The following is a 16471-nucleotide window of genomic DNA, read 5'->3' as shown; positions in this document are numbered from 1 at the left end:
CTGGTTCCCCTCCTGCGGCGCTTCTGTTTTGTGGTTCCGCGGCGAAAGGCGCTGCAGGCCTTCCGCCGGGTACGACAAACTGCTGCTTACAGCCAGTACACCACGACGTAGAGGAACAGCCACACCACGTCAACGAAGTGCCAGTACCAGGCGGCGCCTTCGAACGCGAAGTGATGCTCGGGCGTGAAGTGGCCCTTGAGCACGCGGATCAGCACCACGGTCAGCATGATCGCGCCCATGGTCACGTGGAAGCCGTGAAAGCCGGTCAGCAGGAAGAACGTCGAACCATAGACGCCCGAGGTGAGTTTCAGGTTCAGTTCCGAGTAGGCGTGCATGTACTCGTACGCCTGGAAGCACATGAAGATCGCGCCCAGCAGGATGGTCAGCACCATGCCCTGGATCACCTGGCTGCGCTTGCCGGCCAGCAGCGCGTGGTGCGCCCAGGTCAGCGTCAGGCCCGACATCAGCAGCAGCGCGGTGTTGATGGTCGGGATCGGCCACGGGCCCATGGTCTGGAAGGTCTCGACCACGCCGGCCGGGCCGGTGTTGGGCCATACGGCGGCGAAGTCGGGCCACAGGATCTTGTTGTCCAGGTCGCCCAGCCACGGCATGGCGATGGCGCGGGCGTAGAACAGCGCGCCGAAGAAGGCGGCGAAGAACATCACTTCGGAGAAGATGAACCAGCCCATCGACCAGCGGAACGACAGGTCGATGTTCTTGCCGTACATGCCCCCTTCGGATTCACCGATGGCATCGCTGAACCAGCTCTTGAGCACGAACAGGAACCACAGCAGGCCGAAGCCGCACAGATACGGCGCCCAGGGCTGTCCGTTCACCCAGCCGGCAGCGCCGGCGCCGGTCAGCAGCAGGCCGAAGCTTGCCGTGATCGGGTGGCGCGACGGTCCCGGTACGAAGTAGTACGGAGCGTTTGCGCGATTCGCACTCATTCTTTTATCTCCAGCTCAGAGTCTTGGTTCAATCGTTATCGGCGCGTCCGGCTTGCCTTGCCTCCCTGGCTGCCGGCGCGCACTGCTTTCTTGTCTACCCTACTTCCTGCTATGCCGCGGCCGAACCGACCACGGCACGTACGATCGTGATAAGGATCGCGATGAACACCGCCACCGCGATCAGCCCGGCAATGATCACATGCACCGGGTTCAACCTGGCCATGTCGCTCTCGTGCTCCGCGCCCTTGCGCAGGCCGATGAACGACCACAGTACCGCGCGCATGGTCTGCGCGAACGACATCTTGCGCTTGACCGCGTCCTTCAATTCGTCCACGGCGTTTCCTCCTGCTTCAGCCGCCACTGCGCGCCGCGGGCGCGCTTTCCAGCTCGCCCTGCGGTGCCTGCGCCACCGGCGTACCCACTTCAAAAAAGGTGTACGACAGCGTGATGTTCTTCACATCCTTCGGCAGCTTCGGATCGATCACGAATACCACCGGCATCTCGCGTGCTTCCTTGGCCTTGAGCGTCTGCTGCTTGAAGCAGAAGCACTCGAGCTTCTTGAAGTACTCGGTTGCCTGCTTGGGCGCGTAGCTCGGGATCGCCTGCGCCGAGATGTCGCGCGACTGCCCGTTGGCCACCTCGTAGACGATCGTCACCATCTCGCCCGGATGCACTTCCATGCTGTTCTTCACCGGACGGAAGGCGAAGGGACCGCGCGCGTTCGAATCGAACTCCACCGTGATGGTGCGGCTCGTGTCGACCTGCGTATTCTTGAGCGAGCCGCCGTACAGCTCGCGCGTGGTCACCACGTTCAGCCCGGTGAGGTCGCAGATCTTCTTGTACAGCGGCACCAGCGCGTAACCGAAGCCGAACATCACGCCGACGATCACCACGAGCCGCAGCATCATGCCGCGGTTGAACCGCTTGTCGGCTTCCCGGCCTTGATCCCGCCCCTGCCCTTGCTGATCGACGCTCATCCCGCTACCCCGCAGCTTCAGCCAAGGAACACCATCTTGGCGAAGAACCCCAGAAAGAAAACCACCACGATCGACAACAGGATCAGTCCGAGGCGCCGGTTGGCTGCCTTCTGATCCGCCTTCCGTTCTGCCTGCGATGGGTTTTTTTGTGGAGCCTGCATTGTTGTCTTACCTGCCGGCACGGAAGGCGGCTGGCGCCCTCCGTGCCTTGTTGCGTTCAGTGCTTAGCGAACTTGCGGCGGCACTTCAAAGGTGTGGAACGGCGCCGGCGACGGCACGGTCCACTCCAGCCCTTCGGCACCATCCCAGGGCTTGTCCGCGGCCTTCTCGCCGCCACGGTAGGACGGCAGCACCACGAAGAAGAAGAAGTACACCTGCATAAGGCCGAAGCCCAGTGCCCCGATCGACGCGATCGCGTTAAAGTCCGCGAACTGGGTCGGGTAGTCGGCATAGCGACGCGGCATGCCGGCCAGACCCAGGAAGTGCATCGGGAAGAAGGTGACGTTGAAGAAGATGATCGAGCCCCAGAAGTGAATCTGGCCGCGGGTCTCGTTGTACATGAAACCGCTCCACTTCGGACCCCAGTAGTAGAAGCCGGCGAACAGCGCGAACAGCGAGCCGGCCACCAGCACATAGTGGAAGTGCGCCACGATGAAGTAGGTGTCCTGCAACTGGATATCGATCGGCGCCACGGCCGGCATCAGGCCGGTGAAGCCGCCGATGGTGAACACGAAGATGAAGCCGATCGCGAACAGCATCGGGGTCTCGAAGGTCATCGAGCCGCGCCACATGGTGGCGATCCAGTTGAAGATCTTCACGGCCGTCGGCACCGCGATCAGCATGGTCGCGTACATGAAGAACAGTTGGCCCGTCACCGGCATGCCGGTGGTGAACATGTGGTGCGCCCACACGATGAACGACAGGATCGCGATCGAAGCCGTCGCGTACACCATCGAGCTGTAGCCGAACAGGCGCTTGCGGGCAAAGGCCGGCACCACGTGCGAGATGATCCCGAATGCCGGCAGGATCATGATGTACACCTCGGGGTGGCCGAAGAACCAGAAGATATGCTGGTACATCACCGGGTCGCCGCCGCCCGCGGCCGAGAAGAAGCTCGTGCCGAAGTGGCGGTCGGTCAGCACCATGGTGATCGCGCCGGCCAGCACGGGCATCACGGCGATCAGCAGGTAGGCGGTGATCAGCCACGTCCAGCAGAACATCGGCATCTTCATCAGCGTCATGCCCGGGGCACGCATGTTGAGGATGGTCACGATGATGTTGATCGAGCCCATGATCGACGACGCGCCCATGATGTGCATGGCGAAGATGGCCATGTCCATGCCCGGACCCATCTGCACCGACAGCGGCGCATACAGCGTCCAGCCGGCAGCGGTGGCGCCGCCCGGGGCGAGGAACGAGCCGGCCAGCAGCAGCGCCGCGGGCGGCAACAGCCAGAAGCTGAAGTTGTTCATGCGCGCGAACGCCATGTCGGACGCGCCGACCTGCAGCGGGATCATCCAGTTGGCGAAGCCCACGAAAGCCGGCATGATCGCGCCGAACACCATGACCAGGCCGTGCATGGTGGTGAACTGGTTGAACAGTTCCGGGCGGAAGAACTGCAGGCCCGGCTCGAACAGCTCCAGGCGGATCAGCAGCGCCAGCACGCCGCCGCTCAGCAGCATGATGAACGAGAACAGCAGGTACAGCGTGCCGATGTCCTTGTGGTTGGTGGCAAACAGCCAGCGGCGCCAGCCATGCGGGTGATCATGCGCGTGGTCGTCGTGCGCGTGATCGTGCGGATGGCCGATTGCGTCGGGGGTAGCAGTACTCATCGCAAATGCTCCTCTAATCCTGTCCTGTCTTCAGCCGGTCAGCCCGCGGTGCGGTTGCCCGCGATGCTGGCCTGCTTGCTGCCCTGTTCCTTGGCGGGCTGCGCTTGCGCCTTCGGTGCCTCGCCGCCAGCAGCGCCGCCGCCTTCGGGGAACTTGCCGGCGCGGGCATTCACGAAGTCGCTGGGCTGGATCACTTCGCCGGTCTTGTTGCTCCAGCTGTTGCGCACATAGGTCATCGCCGCCGCCAGTTCCGTATCGGACAGCTGCTTCCACGACGGCATGGCGTTCTTGCCTTCCAGCATGATGTGCATCTGGCCGGCCTTCGGGCCGTTCACGATCTTGGAACCGTCCAGCGCCGGGAACGCGCCGCCGCCCTTGCCGTTGGGCTGGTGGCAGACCGCGCAGTTGGCGCTGTAGACCTTCTCGCCGCGGACCTTCATTTCGTCCAGCGTCCAGGTCTTGTTCGGATCATCGGCCTTGGCGGTCATTTCCTTCTTCTTGCCGTCGACCCACTTGGTGTAGTCGGCGTCGGACACGACGCGCACGACGATCGGCATGAAGGCGTGCTCCTTGCCGCAGAGTTCGGCGCACTGGCCACGGTACACGCCGATCTTCTCGGCCTTGAACCAGGTGTCGCGCACGAAGCCGGGGATCGCATCCTGCTTGACGCCGAAGGCCGGGATCATCCAGGCGTGGATCACGTCATTGGCCGTGGTGACGATGCGCACCTTCTTGTTGACGGGCACCACCAGCTCGTTGTCCACCTCCATCAGGTAGGTGTTGGACTTCGGCGCTTCGTTGTTGATCTGCTCGCGCGGGGTGGTCAGGGTCGACACGAAGGAGATGCCTTCGCCCTCGCCCTTCAGGTAGTCGTAGCCCCACTTCCACTGGTAGCCGGTGGCCTTGATGGTGACGTCGGAATTGGTGGTGTCCTTCATGGCCACGACGGTCTTCGTCGCCGGCAGGGCCATGGCGATCACGATCAGGAACGGGACGATGGTCCAGACCACTTCGACCGTGATGCTTTCGTGGAAGGAGGCGGGCTTGGCACCCTTGGCCTTGCGGTGCGTGAACACGGAATAGAACATCACGCTGAACACGGCAACGAAGATCACCGTGCAGATGATCAGCATCATCCAGTTCAGCCAGTGAATCTGCTCGGCGATCTTGGTGACGGGCTCAGTCAGGTTCAGCTGACGCACGGCGGGACCGCCGGGCATGTCACTGACCGCCAGGGCCGCCTGGCTGGCAAGCAGGGATGCGCTCGCCAGACAAACTGCGGATGCCTTCTTCCACATTTTCATTTGTTATCTACCCAATTTACAGATTCAAATCTGTCCCCGCCTCCGCCCCCGCCACCTCTCAGAGGCGGCGCAGGGCCGCTGCGAGCTCCTGGGCGAACTTGCGCCGCTTGTGCTGGTCCAGATAGCACCCCACCTGCACAACGCGCCCGCCCGAACGCAGCGTCACCAGCGCGCTGGACGATTCCCCCAGTTCGACCCGCACCCAGTGCGGGTTGAATTCCTCGCGCGTCAACCGCTGCGCGCTGGCAGTCTCCACGACCAGCACGTCATCGTTGATGCTGACACGCTCATAGTCCGTCGCATGACGCGCATACACAAGCAGAGCAATCCCCAGTCCGAGCAGGTCCAGGCCGGCAAACGGCAGCACGAGCCAGGACCCTTGCACCGCGAAAAACAACGCGATGGCAAGCGAGACAGTGAAGATCGAGAGGTAAAACCAGCCGACCTGGCGTGGGGAAAGCGAGCAATTCCGCTTCATCAGCCAGTCGTGGGGCGCGGGAGGAGGTCCGTCGAGATTTCCGCCGGAGTCACCACTTGCCGTCTGGAATGCGATACCCAAGTCTTGCATCGCCAACCACTCTGCATTTGGATGCACACCCGGGACGATTGCGCCCGGATTGCACCATGCGAGTGCAACTCCAGGACGTTCTTGTGCCAGGGGACCACTGCGACAAACTGGCGCATTATAGGGCGCTTCGCATACACGGACAAGGCCGCACATTGACCAAAGCGCTTGCGCGCCGTAGGGATTTGTGCTTATCAACTTTCGATGAAATTGTCCGTAAAGCCAGCGCTGGCGCGGCTTTGCGGGCGATCGGCCCGGCTCGCCCCTACACGGAAGTCAATTCAGTCGTAACCGCTCAACGCCGCGGACGGGCACGGCCGATCTTGTCGAGCGGCACGACGGCGCGGCCCTGGTCATCGACCTGCTGCGCACCACGCGGGGGCAGTTTCCACGCGTGGCCGTAGACGATCTCGAAAGTCAGCGGGATCACGCCATCGGCATTGCGACGGCGTGCCAGGGCTTCGCAGACCGCCTCGTGCCAGCGGCGGCCGTGCAGGCCGGCCCGGCGCGCGTCCGGGTGCGCACGCAGCCCGCCGAAGGCCTGTACCTCGCTTAACAGCTTTTCTGGCGATTCGTAGGTCACGGTCAGCGTTTCCATGTCCATCACCGGCGTGGACCAGCCGCTGTGGACCAGCATGTCGCCAATGTCATGCATGTCGACAAAGCGCAACGTATGCATCGCATTGTCGACCTCGGCGAAGGCCGCGCGCACTTCGCGCAGCGTGTCGGGACCGAACAGCGAGAACATCACCAGGCCGTCGTCGCGCGTGACGCGGTGCCACTCCGGAAACACGCGGTGCGGCTCCGGATGCCAGTGCAGCGCCAGGTTGGACCACAGCAGGTCGAAGCTGCCGGGCGCAAAGGGCAGTGTGGCAAGATCGCCCTGGACCAGGTCGAACAATGGCCGCTTGCCGAGCAGGCGGCCAACCCATCCGGGCCGTCGCTGCGGATCGCGCTGGCCTGCTTCGGCGAGCATCGCGCCGGAAATATCGAGGCCGGCGATCTGCGCGTCGGGAAAGCGCGCACGCAGGCCCGCCAGGCCCTGGCCATGCCCGCAGCCGATGTCGAGCGCGCGCTGCGGCGACAGGCGCACCACTTCCATGCGTTCCTGCATGCGGCGGCCGATCTCGCCGAGCAGGAAGTCGAGCTGGCCGAACGCGGCGCTGCGCCGGTCGAAGGCCAGCCGGGTCAGCCGCGTGGGTGGCAGGAAGGCATCAGGAGAGTCGGCGGCATGCAGAGACACGGGAAAACCAGGCAACAGGAAGACGAGGAAGCCGCGGCAACACACGCCGCGCGGGGCAGCCGCGCGCCTTGGCGGGCGGCTGGACGGCAAGTATACGCGCGCACCGCGAAAGCCGCCGGACACATGCGCGGGCTGGCGCGAGCGCTGTTGCCGTGCGCCTGCGCGCTCTGCGGCGTCGTGCAGGACGAGGTGGTCTGTCGTGACTGCGTCACCGACCTGCTCTACCCGGTGTCGCGCTGCCCGGTCTGTGCAATGGGCCGTGCGCCCGGCCAGCCGTGTCCGGCCTGTGCCCAGCATCGCCCGGACTTTGACCAGGCGATCACGCTGGGCGACTACGCTTTTCCTCAGGATTCGCTGGTGTTGGCGCTCAAGTACGGCAAGGTGCTGCCGCTGGCCAGCTGGCTCGCGGCCGCGCTTGCGGACCGGATGCGGCGCGAGTGCCGCTCCGGCGCGCCACTGCCGGACCTGCTCGCGCCGATTCCGCTATCGCCGCAACGGCTGGCCGAGCGCGGCTTCAACCAGGCCTGGGAGATCGCACGTCCGCTCGCGCGCCGCCTGGGCGTGGCGAGCGACCCCGTGCTGCTTGAGCGCCCGCGCGACATCGCCACCCAGCACCTGCTGGACCTGCCGCATCGGCAGGTGAACGTGCGCGGCGCGTTCCGCGTGGCCAGTGCGCGTCCGCTCGCGGGCCTGCACATTGGCCTGGTCGACGATGTGATGACCACGGGCGCCACGCTGGACGAAGCGGCCCGCACGCTGAAGGCGCACGGCGCAGCGCGGGTCAGCGTGATCGTTGCGCTGCGCACGCCCTGAGCGGATGACAGCGCCGCAGTCGCGCGGTAAGCTGCGCACCGTTTTCGATGCCGGGGACCTGCCGCCCCGCCCTGCCAAGGAAATCCCCCCATGTTCCACGTCGTCCTGGTCGAACCGGAGATCCCGCCCAATACCGGCAATGTGATCCGCCTGTGCGCCAATACAGGTGCGCAACTGCACCTGGTGAAGCCTCTGGGGTTTCCGCTGGAAGATGCCCGCATGCGGCGCGCGGGACTCGACTATCACGAGTACGCCACCATGCGCGTGCACGAAAGCTGGGACGCACTGATGGCCAGCGAGCAGCCCGACCCGTCGCGCATGTTCGCGCTCACCACGCATGGCTCGACGCCGTTCGCGCAGGTCAGCTTCCAGCCCGGCGACTGGTTCGTGTTCGGCTCCGAGACCCGCGGACTCGCACCCGAACGGCGCGAGTGGTTTCCGGCATCGCAGCGCATCCGCCTGCCGATGCGGCCCAATAACCGCAGCCTGAACCTGTCGAACACCGTGGCGGTGGTCGTATTCGAAGCCTGGCGCCAGAACGGCTTTGCCGGCGGCGCCTGAGCGCCACCGTTATTCGGGCTGCACGCCCGCGGCGCGGATCACCTTGTCCCAGCGCACCTTCTCGCTCGCCATGGTCTGTCGCAGCGATGCCGGCGCCGTACCGGCCGGCACGAAATACTGCGCACGCATCTTCTCGCGCACGTCGGCGCTGCCGATGATGGCGACCAGCTCGCGGTAGAGCCGGTCGATGATCGCAGGCGGCGTGCCCGCCGGCGCCAGCACTGCCTGCCACGAAATCGCTTCGAAACCGGGATAGCCTGATTCGGCGACGGTCGGCACCGATGGCAGCACCGCCGTGCGGCCGGTGGTCGTCACCGCCAGGATGCGCAGCTTGCCTGCATTGACGAGCGGCATTGCAATCGCTGGCACCATGAAGCCCGCCTGGATCTGCCCGCCGACCATGGCCGTGGTGACCTGCGGAAAGCCCGGATACGGCACGTGCTGCAGGTCGATGCCAGCCATGGCCTTGAGCTGCTCCATGGCCAGGTGTGCGGCGCTGCCGTTGCCGACCGAGCCATAGTTGAGCGCGCCGGCCTTTGATTTCGCCAGCGTCACGAACTCGCGCACGTTATGCACGGGGAGCCTGGCATCGACGACCAGCACATTGGGCGATGTCGCCACCAGCGTGACCGGAGCAAGCTGGCGGAACGGGTCGTAGCCGAGGTTGCGCGACAGCGATGGCGCCGTCACCAGCGGTCCGTTGATCGTGAACAGCAGCGTGTAGCCGTCGGGCGCGGCCTTGGCCACCATGCCCGTGCCGATATTGCCGCCGGCACCGGGCCGGTTTTCCACCACCACCGGCTGGCCCAGCGTGGTTGCGAGCTTTTCCGTGAGGATGCGCGCGATCAGGTCCGGCGACGATCCTGCCGGGAACGGCACCACCATGCGCAGCGGCCGCGACGGCCAGTTGTCGGCCCAGGCCGGGGAGACTGCTGCGGCGCAGGCGCAGGCAAGCGCAATCAACGCGTGGCGGCGGGAAGTCATGCGGAATCCGGTTAGGGGAACGGTGGAATGCGGTGAATGCGGCTATTCGTCGCGCGCATCGCGCTGCAGGAGCTGTTCAACGGCATCGGCGGCGCCCAGGCCTTCGAACAGCACGGCGCACACGGCGCGCGTGATCGGCATCTCGACCTTGTGGGCCGCCGCCAGCGCCGCCACGGCCTGCGCGCACCGCACGCCTTCGGCGACGTGCCCGAGGCCCGCCAGGACCTGCTCCAGGCTCTGCCCGGCCGCGAGTTGCTGGCCGACCTTGCGGTTGCGCGACAGGTCGCCGGTCGCGGTCAGGATCAGGTCGCCCACGCCGGCCAGGCCCATGAAGGTTTCCACGCGGCCGCCGAGCGCCAGGCCCAGACGCGTCATTTCAGCCAGGCCGCGCGTAACCAGCGCGGCGCGTGCGTTGAGCCCCAGACCCAGGCCATCGCTGGCGCCGGTGGCGATCGCCAGCACGTTCTTGACCGCGCCGCCGACCTCGACACCGGTCAGGTCGTCGCTGCCATAAATGCGCATGGCGTGGTGGTGGAAAGCGGTCTGCGCGAAGTCGGCCAGCGCCGGCACGCTGCCGGCCACCGTCAGCGCGCACGGCAGACCCAGCGCCACTTCGCGGGCAAAGCTCGGCCCGGTCAGGACGCCGTAGTCGAATCCGCTGGTACGGCCTGCGGCATCGAGCTCCTCGCGCACCATCTGGTGCGGCAGCGCGTGCGTGCCGGCCTCGAAGCCCTTGCACAGCCACAGCATGCGCACATGGCCATCGCCGCGCGTGGCAAGCCTGCGGGTCATCTCGCGCAGGCCCGATACCGGCGTGGCCACCACCACGAGGCCATCGGGATCGTCGGCGGCATGAGCGACCGCCTTCTCGAAATCGGCTTCCACGCGCAGGCGCTCGGACAGCCGTACGCCCGGCAGGTAGGCCTCGTTGCTGCCGCTTGCCGCGATCGCGGCAAGCTGGGCAGGATCGCGCCCCCACAGGATCACGTCATGGTTGACGGCTGCATGGCTGGCAAGTGCGGTGCCCCAGGCACCCGCACCGAGAAAGGTCAGTTTCATGGCGGCTCGAACGGTGGATCGGCGCAATCGATGGTAATCCGGTGCGCGGGCCCCGGAAAGGCAAAACGGGGCCGCAGCCCCGTTTCGTCAGGCAGTGCGGCGCTGCCGGATCAGTGGCGAGCCTGGCTGCCGTCGGGCATCACGATGCCGCTGTTGCCGCTGCCGGCGGCTTGCGCTTCTTCCATGGCAGCCTGCAGGCGCTGTTCGTACAGCGCCTGGAAGTTGATTTCCGACAGGTGGATGGCCTGGAAGCCGGCACGCGTGATCACGTCGGCGATATTGCCGCGCAGGTACGGATACAGGATGGTCGGGCAGGCAATGCCCAGCAGCGGGTCAAGCTGCTCGACCGGCACGTTGCGGATGTCGAAGATGCCGGCCTGGTGCGCTTCCACGAGGAAGGCGACCTTCTCCTGGACCTTGGTCGTCACGGTGCCCGTCACCACCACTTCGAAGATGCCTTCCTGCAACTGCGAAGCGGCCACGTTGACCTGCACTTCGACCGACGGCGCCTCCGATTCCAGGAAGATGGCCGGCGAGTTGGGCTGCTCGAGCGACATGTCCTTGAGGTACACGCGCTGGATGTTGAAGAACGGTTGATCTTCCTGCTGGGTGTTTTGCTGGTCGCTCATGAGAGGCTTCCGGGATGGGCGTTGGGCGTGGCGGCCTGTTGTGGCCTGTTGTGGCCTATTGCGGCACGAGCCGGCGCCCGGTTGGAAAACGCATATGGTACATGACCCGGGTGCCAATATCACCCGGGCCGGGGCCGTCAATTGCGCTGGCTCAGGCGGCCAGCAGTGGCGTCAGGCCGCCCTGGCGATCCAGCGCGGAGAGGTCGTCGAAACCGCCAACATGGGTGTCGTCGATATAGATCTGCGGCACGGTACGGCGGCCGGTACGCGACATCATTTCCTCGCGCTTGCCGGGCTCGCGGTCGATCAGGATTTTCTCGATCGACTCCACGCCCTTGGCCTTGAGCAGTCGCTCGGCCATCTGGCAGTAAGGGCACACCACCGTGCTGTACATGACGACTCGGGCCATGCTGAATCTCCTTCGATACTCAAATGCCGCCAGCCCCGCGGCAAGCGGGATCCGGCGCGATGTAGCGGACAAGCCGGCCAGGCTGGCGCGGCTTACTTGACGACCGGGAGCCCGGCCTGCTGCCAGGCGGCGATGCCGCCTTCGAGCGCATAGGTCTCACTGTACCCGGCTTCCTTGAGCGCTGCCTGAGCCTTGCCGAGGCCCTGGCCGGTCTGGGATACCACGATGATGGGGACGGCCTTGTCCTTTGCAAGGCCGGCCGCGCGCGAGGCCAGATCGGCCAGCGGGGCGCTCTTGGCCTGCGGCAGGTGACCCTTGGCATACTCGGCGGCATCGCGAATGTCGACCACCACGGCGCCGCGCTTGTTGATCAGCTGGGTCGCGGCGGCCGTATTGACGGCTTTTCCGCCGGTGCCGCGGGCAATCGTGGGCCAGGCCAGCAGTCCGCCCGAGACCACGGCAAGGGCGATCAGGGCGAGGTTGTTATAGTCGGCGAAGAAATTCACGTTGGCATTCCGTTGGGTTGGGTCGGCGGCATTATAAAATACGCGGTTTGGCGTCCGGGCCTCCGCCGCCAGTCGATGACGGCCATTGTCGCCTCCTTTGTCGCCTTGCTGGCACATGGGGCACTGAAGCGGCGGCGCCGGCGCACGCAGGTTACCTACTCTCTGGAAGCAGCAGCATGTACAAGCTTGTCCTCATCCGCCACGGCGAATCGACGTGGAACCTCGAAAACCGCTTCACCGGCTGGGTCGACGTCGACCTGACCGACACGGGTGCCGCCCAGGCGCGCCAGGCCGGCAAGCTGCTCAAGGAAGCCGGCTTCGCCTTCGACATGGCCTACACCTCGGTGCTCAAGCGCGCGATCCGCACGCTGTGGCACGTGCAGGACGAGATGGATCAGATGTGGATTCCGGTACGCAACGAGTGGCGCCTGAACGAGCGCCACTACGGCGCGCTGGCCGGCCTGAACAAGGCGGAAACCGCCGCCAAGTTCGGCGACGAGCAGGTGCTGGTGTGGCGCCGCAGCTACGATACCCCGCCGCCGGCACTTGAACCGACCGATCCGCGTGCCTCTTACGACGATCCGCGCTACGCCAACGTGCCGCGCGAACAAATCCCGCTCACCGAATGTCTGAAGGACACCGTGGCCCGCGTGCTGCCGCTGTGGAACGAATCCATTGCTCCCGACATCCAATCGGGCAAGCGCGTGGTCATTGCCGCTCATGGCAACAGTATTCGCGCTCTCGTGAAGTACCTGGATCAGATTTCGGATGACGATATCGTCGGCCTCAACATCCCCAACGGCACCCCGCTCGTCTATGAGCTGGACGCCAACCTGCGCCCCCTGCGCCACTACTACCTGGGCGACCAGGAAGCCATCGCCGCCTCGCTCGCGGCCGTGGCCAGCCAGGGCAAGGCCCGCTGAAAGCCGTCAGGGCGGCAAGCACCGGCCATGGTGCGGCCGCCCACCCTCCGCCGGTACGTGACAGGCCTTTTTCTCCACACCCACTTATACTGTCGGACAAACCGCCCCGCGCCCCCACGCGTGGCGGCCGCAGCCGGCATAATCCCTCTACGTACACGTTCAGGCAGCCCTCATGCGTAAGACGCTCAAGAACATCAGCCTCGTCTCGGTCGGACTTGTTGCCGGCGTGCTGGCCACGCTGCAGATTTCGGCAACCGCGCAGAATTCATCTGGTCCGTTGCCGCTCGACCAGTTGCGGCTGATGGCCGACATCTTCGGGCAAATCAAGCGCGAATATGTGGAGCCGGTCGATGACAAGAAGCTGCTGACCGAAGCCATCAAGGGCATGGTTGCCAGCCTCGACCCGCACTCGGCCTACCTGGACGAGAAGGACTTCAAGGAACTGCAGGAAGGCACGCGCGGCCGCTTCGCCGGCCTGGGCATCGAGATCTCGCAGGAAGAAGGCCTGGTCAAGGTCATCAACCCGATCGAGGACACGCCCGCGTTCCGCGCCGGCATCCAGCCCGGCGACCTGATCACCCGCATCGACGACAAGCCCGTGCGCGGCCTGCCGCTGGAGCAGGCGGTCAAGCGCATGCGCGGCGAGCCGGGCACCAAGGTCACGCTGACCATCTATCGCAAGAGCGAGGAGCGGACCTTCCCGATTTCCATCACCCGCGCCGAGATCCGCGTCCAGTCCGTGAAGACCAAGATGCTGGACAACAACACCATCGGCTGGGTGCGCCTGACCAGCTTCCAGGAGCGCACGGTATCGGACCTGGGCCGCAGGCTGAACGAGATGGCTCAGAAGAACCCGGGCCTCAAGGGCATCATCCTGGACCTGCGCAACAACGGCGGCGGTGTGCTGCAAGGCGCGGTCGGCGTGGCGGCCGCGTTCCTGCCGGAAGACTCGACCGTGGTTTCCACCAACGGCCAGGTGCCCGACGCCAAGCGCGTGTACAAGGCGACGTTCAACAACTACCGCCTGTCGTCGCTCGAGGACGATCCGCTCAAGGAAGTGCCGGCGCTGTACAAGAAGGTCCCGATGGTCGTGCTGACCAACGCCTACTCGGCGTCGGCGTCCGAGATCGTGGCCGGCGCGCTGCAGGATCATCACCGCGCGCTGATCATGGGCAAGACCACGTTCGGCAAGGGCTCGGTGCAGACGGTGCGGCCGCTGACCAATGACACCGGCATCAAGCTGACCATCGCGTACTACTACACGCCGACGGGCAAGTCGATCCAGGCCAAGGGCATCCGCCCGGACATCCCGGTCGACCAGAATCCGGAAGGCGATCCGGACGACGCACTAATCACCCGCGAGATCGACACCGAGCGCCACCTGCACAACAAGCAGGAATCGGAAGAGCCGGAAATGAACGAGCGCGAACAGCGCCGCGTCGACGAACTGCGCCGCCTGGAAGAGGAAAACGCGAAGAAGACGCCGGAAGAGCGCGAAAAGGAACGCCGCAAGAAGCCGATCGAATTCGGCTCGGCCGACGACTTCATGCTGCAGCAGGCCATCGCCCAGCTCGACGGCCAGCCGGTCAAGCGTTCCAAGTCGAAGCTCGAAACCAACCCGCCCGCCGACAAGCCGGCCAAGGCCGCGCCGGCGAAGAAAGGCGCCAGCGCCCCGGCGGCCAAGCCCGCCGCGCCGGCCCCCGGCAAGCAGCCGCCAGCCAGCGCGCCGATCGGCGAGCCGCTGGGCACACCGACCGGCAAGGCGCCCTGAGCGGCACCTCGACCTGAAGCGGCCCTGCGGGGCCGCTTTTTACATTGGACGCCCCTACGCCATGAACGACGATCAACTGCTGCGCTACTCGCGCCATATCCTGCTCGATGAACTCGGCATTGAAGGCCAGGAACGCCTGCTCGGCGCCCGTGCGCTGGTGATCGGCGCCGGCGGCCTGGGCGCCGCGGCCCTACCCTACCTGGCGTCGGCGGGCGTCGGGCGGATCAGCGTGGTCGACAACGACCATGTGGACCTGACCAACCTCCAGCGCCAGATCATCCACACCACGGAAAACGTCGGCCGCCTGAAGGTGGAGTCGGCACGCGAAGGGATGCTGCGCATCAACCCCGGCGTGCAAGTGGAAGTCATCGCCGCCCGCGTCGGCGATGCGGAGCTGGACCAGCTCGTGGCGCAGGCCGACGTGGTGCTCGACTGCTGCGACAACTTTGCCACGCGCCAGGCCGTCAACCGCGCCTGCGTGCGGCACCGCGTGCCGCTGGTGTCCGGCGCGGCGCTGCGCTTTGACGGCCAGATCAGCGTCTTCGACCGGCGCCAGGACGACGCGCCGTGCTACGCGTGCCTGTTCCCGCCGTCAGAGCCGGCCCCCGAAGTGGCCTGCGCCACCATGGGCGTGTTCGCGCCGCTGGTGGGCATGGTCGGCACCGTGCAGGCGGCCGAAGCGCTCAAGCTGCTCAGCGGCGTGGGCCAGAGCCTGGCCGGCCGGCTGCTGATGGTCAATGCGATGTCGATGGAGTGGACCACGATGCAGCTCGCGCGCACGCCGGACTGCCCGGTCTGCTCGGGACACTAGCGCGCGGAGCGCTCGCGCAGCCACCCAGTCACCGCGGCACGGTCGCCGCGGAACACGATGCGCGATGCGCGGCTCTGCTGCTGGTAGGCATACATCGGGTCATAGTAGTCGCGCAGCAGCACTTCGATCCAGCCGCGGTGCAGGCCGGTATCGCCATGTTCCGACTGGCTCGCCAGCGCTTGTTCGAGCAGCGCCGCCAGCCGCGCGTAGCGCTCGCCGCCTAGTCGCGGAGCGATTGCCGCCATCGCCTCGCGCAGACGCGCCGCATAGGCCTCGAACCCCGCGACCGGACCAAGCTGGTCGATATGCTCGGCAGCCAGACCCAGCACGTAATCGCGCAACGCGCGCTCGACGCGTTCCTCGAATGGCGCTTCCAGCCACACCAGCGGGCTGGCCTGCATGCGCTGCCACAGCGCCTTGGGGACGTCACGGCCGCCGATAAAGCGGCCCTCATCCTCGACCACCAACGCGCGGTAGCCGGCGTCGGCCCGCCGCAGCAGGTCGATGGCCAGCGCATTCTCGAAATCGATCTGAGGCGGCTGCGCGAGCGCGCGGCGGCCGAATGCGGAACCGCGGTGACGGGCCAGCCCTTCCAGGTCGACCGCAGCCGGTACGTCGGCAATCACGTCGGTCTTGCCGGTGCCGGTCATGCCGCCCAGCACGAAGATCTCCGGCGTGGCCGCGGCCTGTTCGGTCACGTCGATCAGGAAGCTGCGCATGGCCTTGTAGCCGCCCGTCACGCGCGGATAGTCGATGCCTGCCTCGTCGCGCAGCCACCGCTGCACTATCTGCGAGCGCAGCCCGCCACGAAAACAGTACAGGTAGCCATCCGGGTGCGCACGGGCAAAGGCGGCCCATGCGGCGATGCGCGCGGCCTTGAGCTCGCCCGACACGATATCGTGACCCAACTCGATCGCCGCCTCCTGCCCCTTCTGGGCATAGCAGAGGCCGACCTGGTGCCGCTCCTCGTCGTCCATCAGCGGCAGGTTGACCGTGCCCGGGAAGGCGCCGCGCGCGAACTCCAGTGGCGCGCGCACATCCATCATCGGTGCGCCGCTCAGGAACAGCCGCCGGAAGTCGCCAGTATCCTCACGCATCAGGCGACCTCACGAGCACGTTGGGGGAAATCTCGCAGCC

General features: G+C 66.0%; 19 protein-coding genes. 5 read left to right on the top strand and 14 right to left on the bottom strand.

Annotation, left to right across the window (positions count from 1 at the left end):
• Positions 1–86: 86 nt before the first annotated feature.
• From AC3FNH_RS00975 to AC3FNH_RS00940, 8 genes are all read right to left on the bottom strand, one after another.
• Positions 87–947 (bottom strand): cytochrome c oxidase subunit 3, encoded by an 861-nt coding sequence (locus AC3FNH_RS00975; protein WP_276099338.1) that lies wholly within the window; start codon positions 945–947, stop codon positions 87–89.
• A 109-nt stretch (positions 948–1056) separates the two neighbouring features.
• Complete coding sequence (locus AC3FNH_RS00970; protein ID WP_276099337.1) at positions 1057–1281, bottom strand: DUF2970 domain-containing protein; 225 nt, start codon at positions 1279–1281, stop codon at positions 1057–1059.
• A gap of 16 nt (positions 1282–1297) precedes the next feature.
• Positions 1298–1924: a cytochrome c oxidase assembly protein gene (locus tag AC3FNH_RS00965; protein WP_488718769.1), complete on the bottom strand. Its 627-nt coding sequence runs from the start codon at positions 1922–1924 to the stop codon at positions 1298–1300.
• Positions 1925–1941: 17 nt separating this feature from the next.
• A complete protein-coding gene (locus tag AC3FNH_RS00960) occupies positions 1942–2085 on the bottom strand; it encodes a cytochrome oxidase small assembly protein (RefSeq protein WP_488718768.1) in 144 nt (47 codons plus the stop codon).
• Positions 2086–2148: 63 nt separating this feature from the next.
• Positions 2149–3756, bottom strand: coding sequence for a cytochrome c oxidase subunit I (gene ctaD / locus AC3FNH_RS00955; protein ID WP_488718767.1), 1608 nt, complete (start codon positions 3754–3756; stop codon positions 2149–2151).
• Positions 3757–3794: 38 nt separating this feature from the next.
• Positions 3795–5060, bottom strand: coding sequence for a cytochrome c oxidase subunit II (coxB, locus tag AC3FNH_RS00950; protein WP_488718766.1), 1266 nt, complete (start codon positions 5058–5060; stop codon positions 3795–3797).
• A gap of 58 nt (positions 5061–5118) precedes the next feature.
• Positions 5119–5628 (bottom strand): DUF2244 domain-containing protein, encoded by a 510-nt coding sequence (locus AC3FNH_RS00945; RefSeq protein WP_488718908.1) that lies wholly within the window; start codon positions 5626–5628, stop codon positions 5119–5121.
• 292 nt (positions 5629–5920) lie between these two features.
• A complete protein-coding gene (locus AC3FNH_RS00940; protein ID WP_488718765.1) occupies positions 5921–6868 on the bottom strand; it encodes a methyltransferase domain-containing protein in 948 nt (315 codons plus the stop codon).
• A gap of 123 nt (positions 6869–6991) precedes the next feature.
• On the opposite strand from AC3FNH_RS00940, the gene AC3FNH_RS00935 reads away from it, so the two are divergent.
• Together AC3FNH_RS00935 and trmL are read left to right on the top strand one after the other, a co-directional pair.
• Positions 6992–7681: a ComFC family protein gene (locus AC3FNH_RS00935; protein ID WP_488718764.1), complete on the top strand. Its 690-nt coding sequence runs from the start codon at positions 6992–6994 to the stop codon at positions 7679–7681.
• A 90-nt stretch (positions 7682–7771) separates the two neighbouring features.
• Entirely contained in the window at positions 7772–8242 is a 471-nt protein-coding gene (gene trmL / locus AC3FNH_RS00930) for a tRNA (uridine(34)/cytosine(34)/5-carboxymethylaminomethyluridine(34)-2'-O)-methyltransferase TrmL (protein ID WP_488718763.1), read from the top strand.
• Positions 8243–8251: 9 nt separating this feature from the next.
• On the opposite strand, the gene AC3FNH_RS00925 is transcribed toward trmL, so the two are convergent.
• The 5 genes from AC3FNH_RS00925 to AC3FNH_RS00905 all read right to left on the bottom strand — a co-directional run bounded on the left by AC3FNH_RS00925 (position 8252) and on the right by AC3FNH_RS00905 (position 11829).
• Positions 8252–9226 (bottom strand): Bug family tripartite tricarboxylate transporter substrate binding protein, encoded by a 975-nt coding sequence (locus AC3FNH_RS00925; protein ID WP_488718762.1) that lies wholly within the window; start codon positions 9224–9226, stop codon positions 8252–8254.
• A 42-nt stretch (positions 9227–9268) separates the two neighbouring features.
• Positions 9269–10285, bottom strand: coding sequence for an NAD(P)H-dependent glycerol-3-phosphate dehydrogenase (locus AC3FNH_RS00920; protein ID WP_488718761.1), 1017 nt, complete (start codon positions 10283–10285; stop codon positions 9269–9271).
• 110 nt (positions 10286–10395) lie between these two features.
• Positions 10396–10914, bottom strand: a complete 519-nt coding sequence (gene secB / locus AC3FNH_RS00915; protein WP_488718760.1) for a protein-export chaperone SecB — start codon at positions 10912–10914, stop codon at positions 10396–10398.
• A gap of 151 nt (positions 10915–11065) precedes the next feature.
• Positions 11066–11323 (bottom strand): glutaredoxin 3, encoded by a 258-nt coding sequence (grxC, locus tag AC3FNH_RS00910; protein WP_276099327.1) that lies wholly within the window; start codon positions 11321–11323, stop codon positions 11066–11068.
• A 92-nt stretch (positions 11324–11415) separates the two neighbouring features.
• A complete protein-coding gene (locus AC3FNH_RS00905; protein WP_276099326.1) occupies positions 11416–11829 on the bottom strand; it encodes a rhodanese-like domain-containing protein in 414 nt (137 codons plus the stop codon).
• 176 nt (positions 11830–12005) lie between these two features.
• Here AC3FNH_RS00905 and gpmA point away from each other — a divergent pair, with 176 nt between their 5' ends.
• From gpmA to AC3FNH_RS00890, 3 genes are all read left to right on the top strand, one after another.
• Positions 12006–12752 carry a 2,3-diphosphoglycerate-dependent phosphoglycerate mutase gene (gene gpmA, locus AC3FNH_RS00900; RefSeq protein WP_276099325.1) on the top strand — a complete coding sequence of 249 codons (747 nt, stop codon included), beginning with the start codon at positions 12006–12008 and terminating at the stop codon, positions 12750–12752.
• A 172-nt stretch (positions 12753–12924) separates the two neighbouring features.
• The gene (locus AC3FNH_RS00895) at positions 12925–14523 is read left to right on the top strand and encodes a S41 family peptidase (RefSeq protein ID WP_276099324.1); all 1599 of its coding nucleotides are present in this window, start codon (positions 12925–12927) and stop codon (positions 14521–14523) included.
• A 61-nt stretch (positions 14524–14584) separates the two neighbouring features.
• Entirely contained in the window at positions 14585–15334 is a 750-nt protein-coding gene (locus AC3FNH_RS00890) for a HesA/MoeB/ThiF family protein (RefSeq protein ID WP_276099323.1), read from the top strand.
• Here the strand turns inward: AC3FNH_RS00890 and mnmH are convergent.
• Complete coding sequence (gene mnmH, locus AC3FNH_RS00885; protein ID WP_488718759.1) at positions 15331–16431, bottom strand: tRNA 2-selenouridine(34) synthase MnmH; 1101 nt, start codon at positions 16429–16431, stop codon at positions 15331–15333. The genes AC3FNH_RS00890 and mnmH overlap by 4 nt on opposite strands.
• Positions 16432–16471 lie beyond the last annotated feature (40 nt).

The organism is Cupriavidus sp. 22TCCZM01-5, from assembly GCF_057798915.1.
The sequence above is the reverse complement of the archived record's forward strand: the minus strand, read 5'-3'. Positions and strand labels throughout refer to the sequence as shown.

Bases quoted from the DNA above. Each gene is read 5' to 3' on its own strand.
- AC3FNH_RS00975 (WP_276099338.1), bottom strand. From the start codon at position 947: ATGAGTGCGAATCGCGCAAACGCTCCGTACTACTTCGTACCGGGACCG.
- AC3FNH_RS00965 (WP_488718769.1), bottom strand. From the start codon at position 1,924: ATGAGCGTCGATCAGCAAGGGCAGGGGCGGGATCAAGGCCGGGAAGCC.
- AC3FNH_RS00960 (WP_488718768.1), bottom strand. From the start codon at position 2,085: ATGCAGGCTCCACAAAAAAACCCATCGCAGGCAGAACGGAAGGCGGAT.
- ctaD (WP_488718767.1), bottom strand. From the start codon at position 3,756: ATGAGTACTGCTACCCCCGACGCAATCGGCCATCCGCACGATCACGCG.
- coxB (WP_488718766.1), bottom strand. From the start codon at position 5,060: ATGAAAATGTGGAAGAAGGCATCCGCAGTTTGTCTGGCGAGCGCATCC.
- AC3FNH_RS00945 (WP_488718908.1), bottom strand. From the start codon at position 5,628: ATGCAAGACTTGGGTATCGCATTCCAGACGGCAAGTGGTGACTCCGGC.
- AC3FNH_RS00935 (WP_488718764.1), top strand. From the start codon at position 6,992: ATGCGCGGGCTGGCGCGAGCGCTGTTGCCGTGCGCCTGCGCGCTCTGC.
- trmL (WP_488718763.1), top strand. From the start codon at position 7,772: ATGTTCCACGTCGTCCTGGTCGAACCGGAGATCCCGCCCAATACCGGC.
- AC3FNH_RS00925 (WP_488718762.1), bottom strand. From the start codon at position 9,226: ATGACTTCCCGCCGCCACGCGTTGATTGCGCTTGCCTGCGCCTGCGCC.
- AC3FNH_RS00920 (WP_488718761.1), bottom strand. From the start codon at position 10,285: ATGAAACTGACCTTTCTCGGTGCGGGTGCCTGGGGCACCGCACTTGCC.
- secB (WP_488718760.1), bottom strand. From the start codon at position 10,914: ATGAGCGACCAGCAAAACACCCAGCAGGAAGATCAACCGTTCTTCAAC.
- grxC (WP_276099327.1), bottom strand. From the start codon at position 11,323: ATGGCCCGAGTCGTCATGTACAGCACGGTGGTGTGCCCTTACTGCCAG.
- gpmA (WP_276099325.1), top strand. From the start codon at position 12,006: ATGTACAAGCTTGTCCTCATCCGCCACGGCGAATCGACGTGGAACCTC.
- AC3FNH_RS00895 (WP_276099324.1), top strand. From the start codon at position 12,925: ATGCGTAAGACGCTCAAGAACATCAGCCTCGTCTCGGTCGGACTTGTT.
- AC3FNH_RS00890 (WP_276099323.1), top strand. From the start codon at position 14,585: ATGAACGACGATCAACTGCTGCGCTACTCGCGCCATATCCTGCTCGAT.
- mnmH (WP_488718759.1), bottom strand. From the start codon at position 16,431: ATGCGTGAGGATACTGGCGACTTCCGGCGGCTGTTCCTGAGCGGCGCA.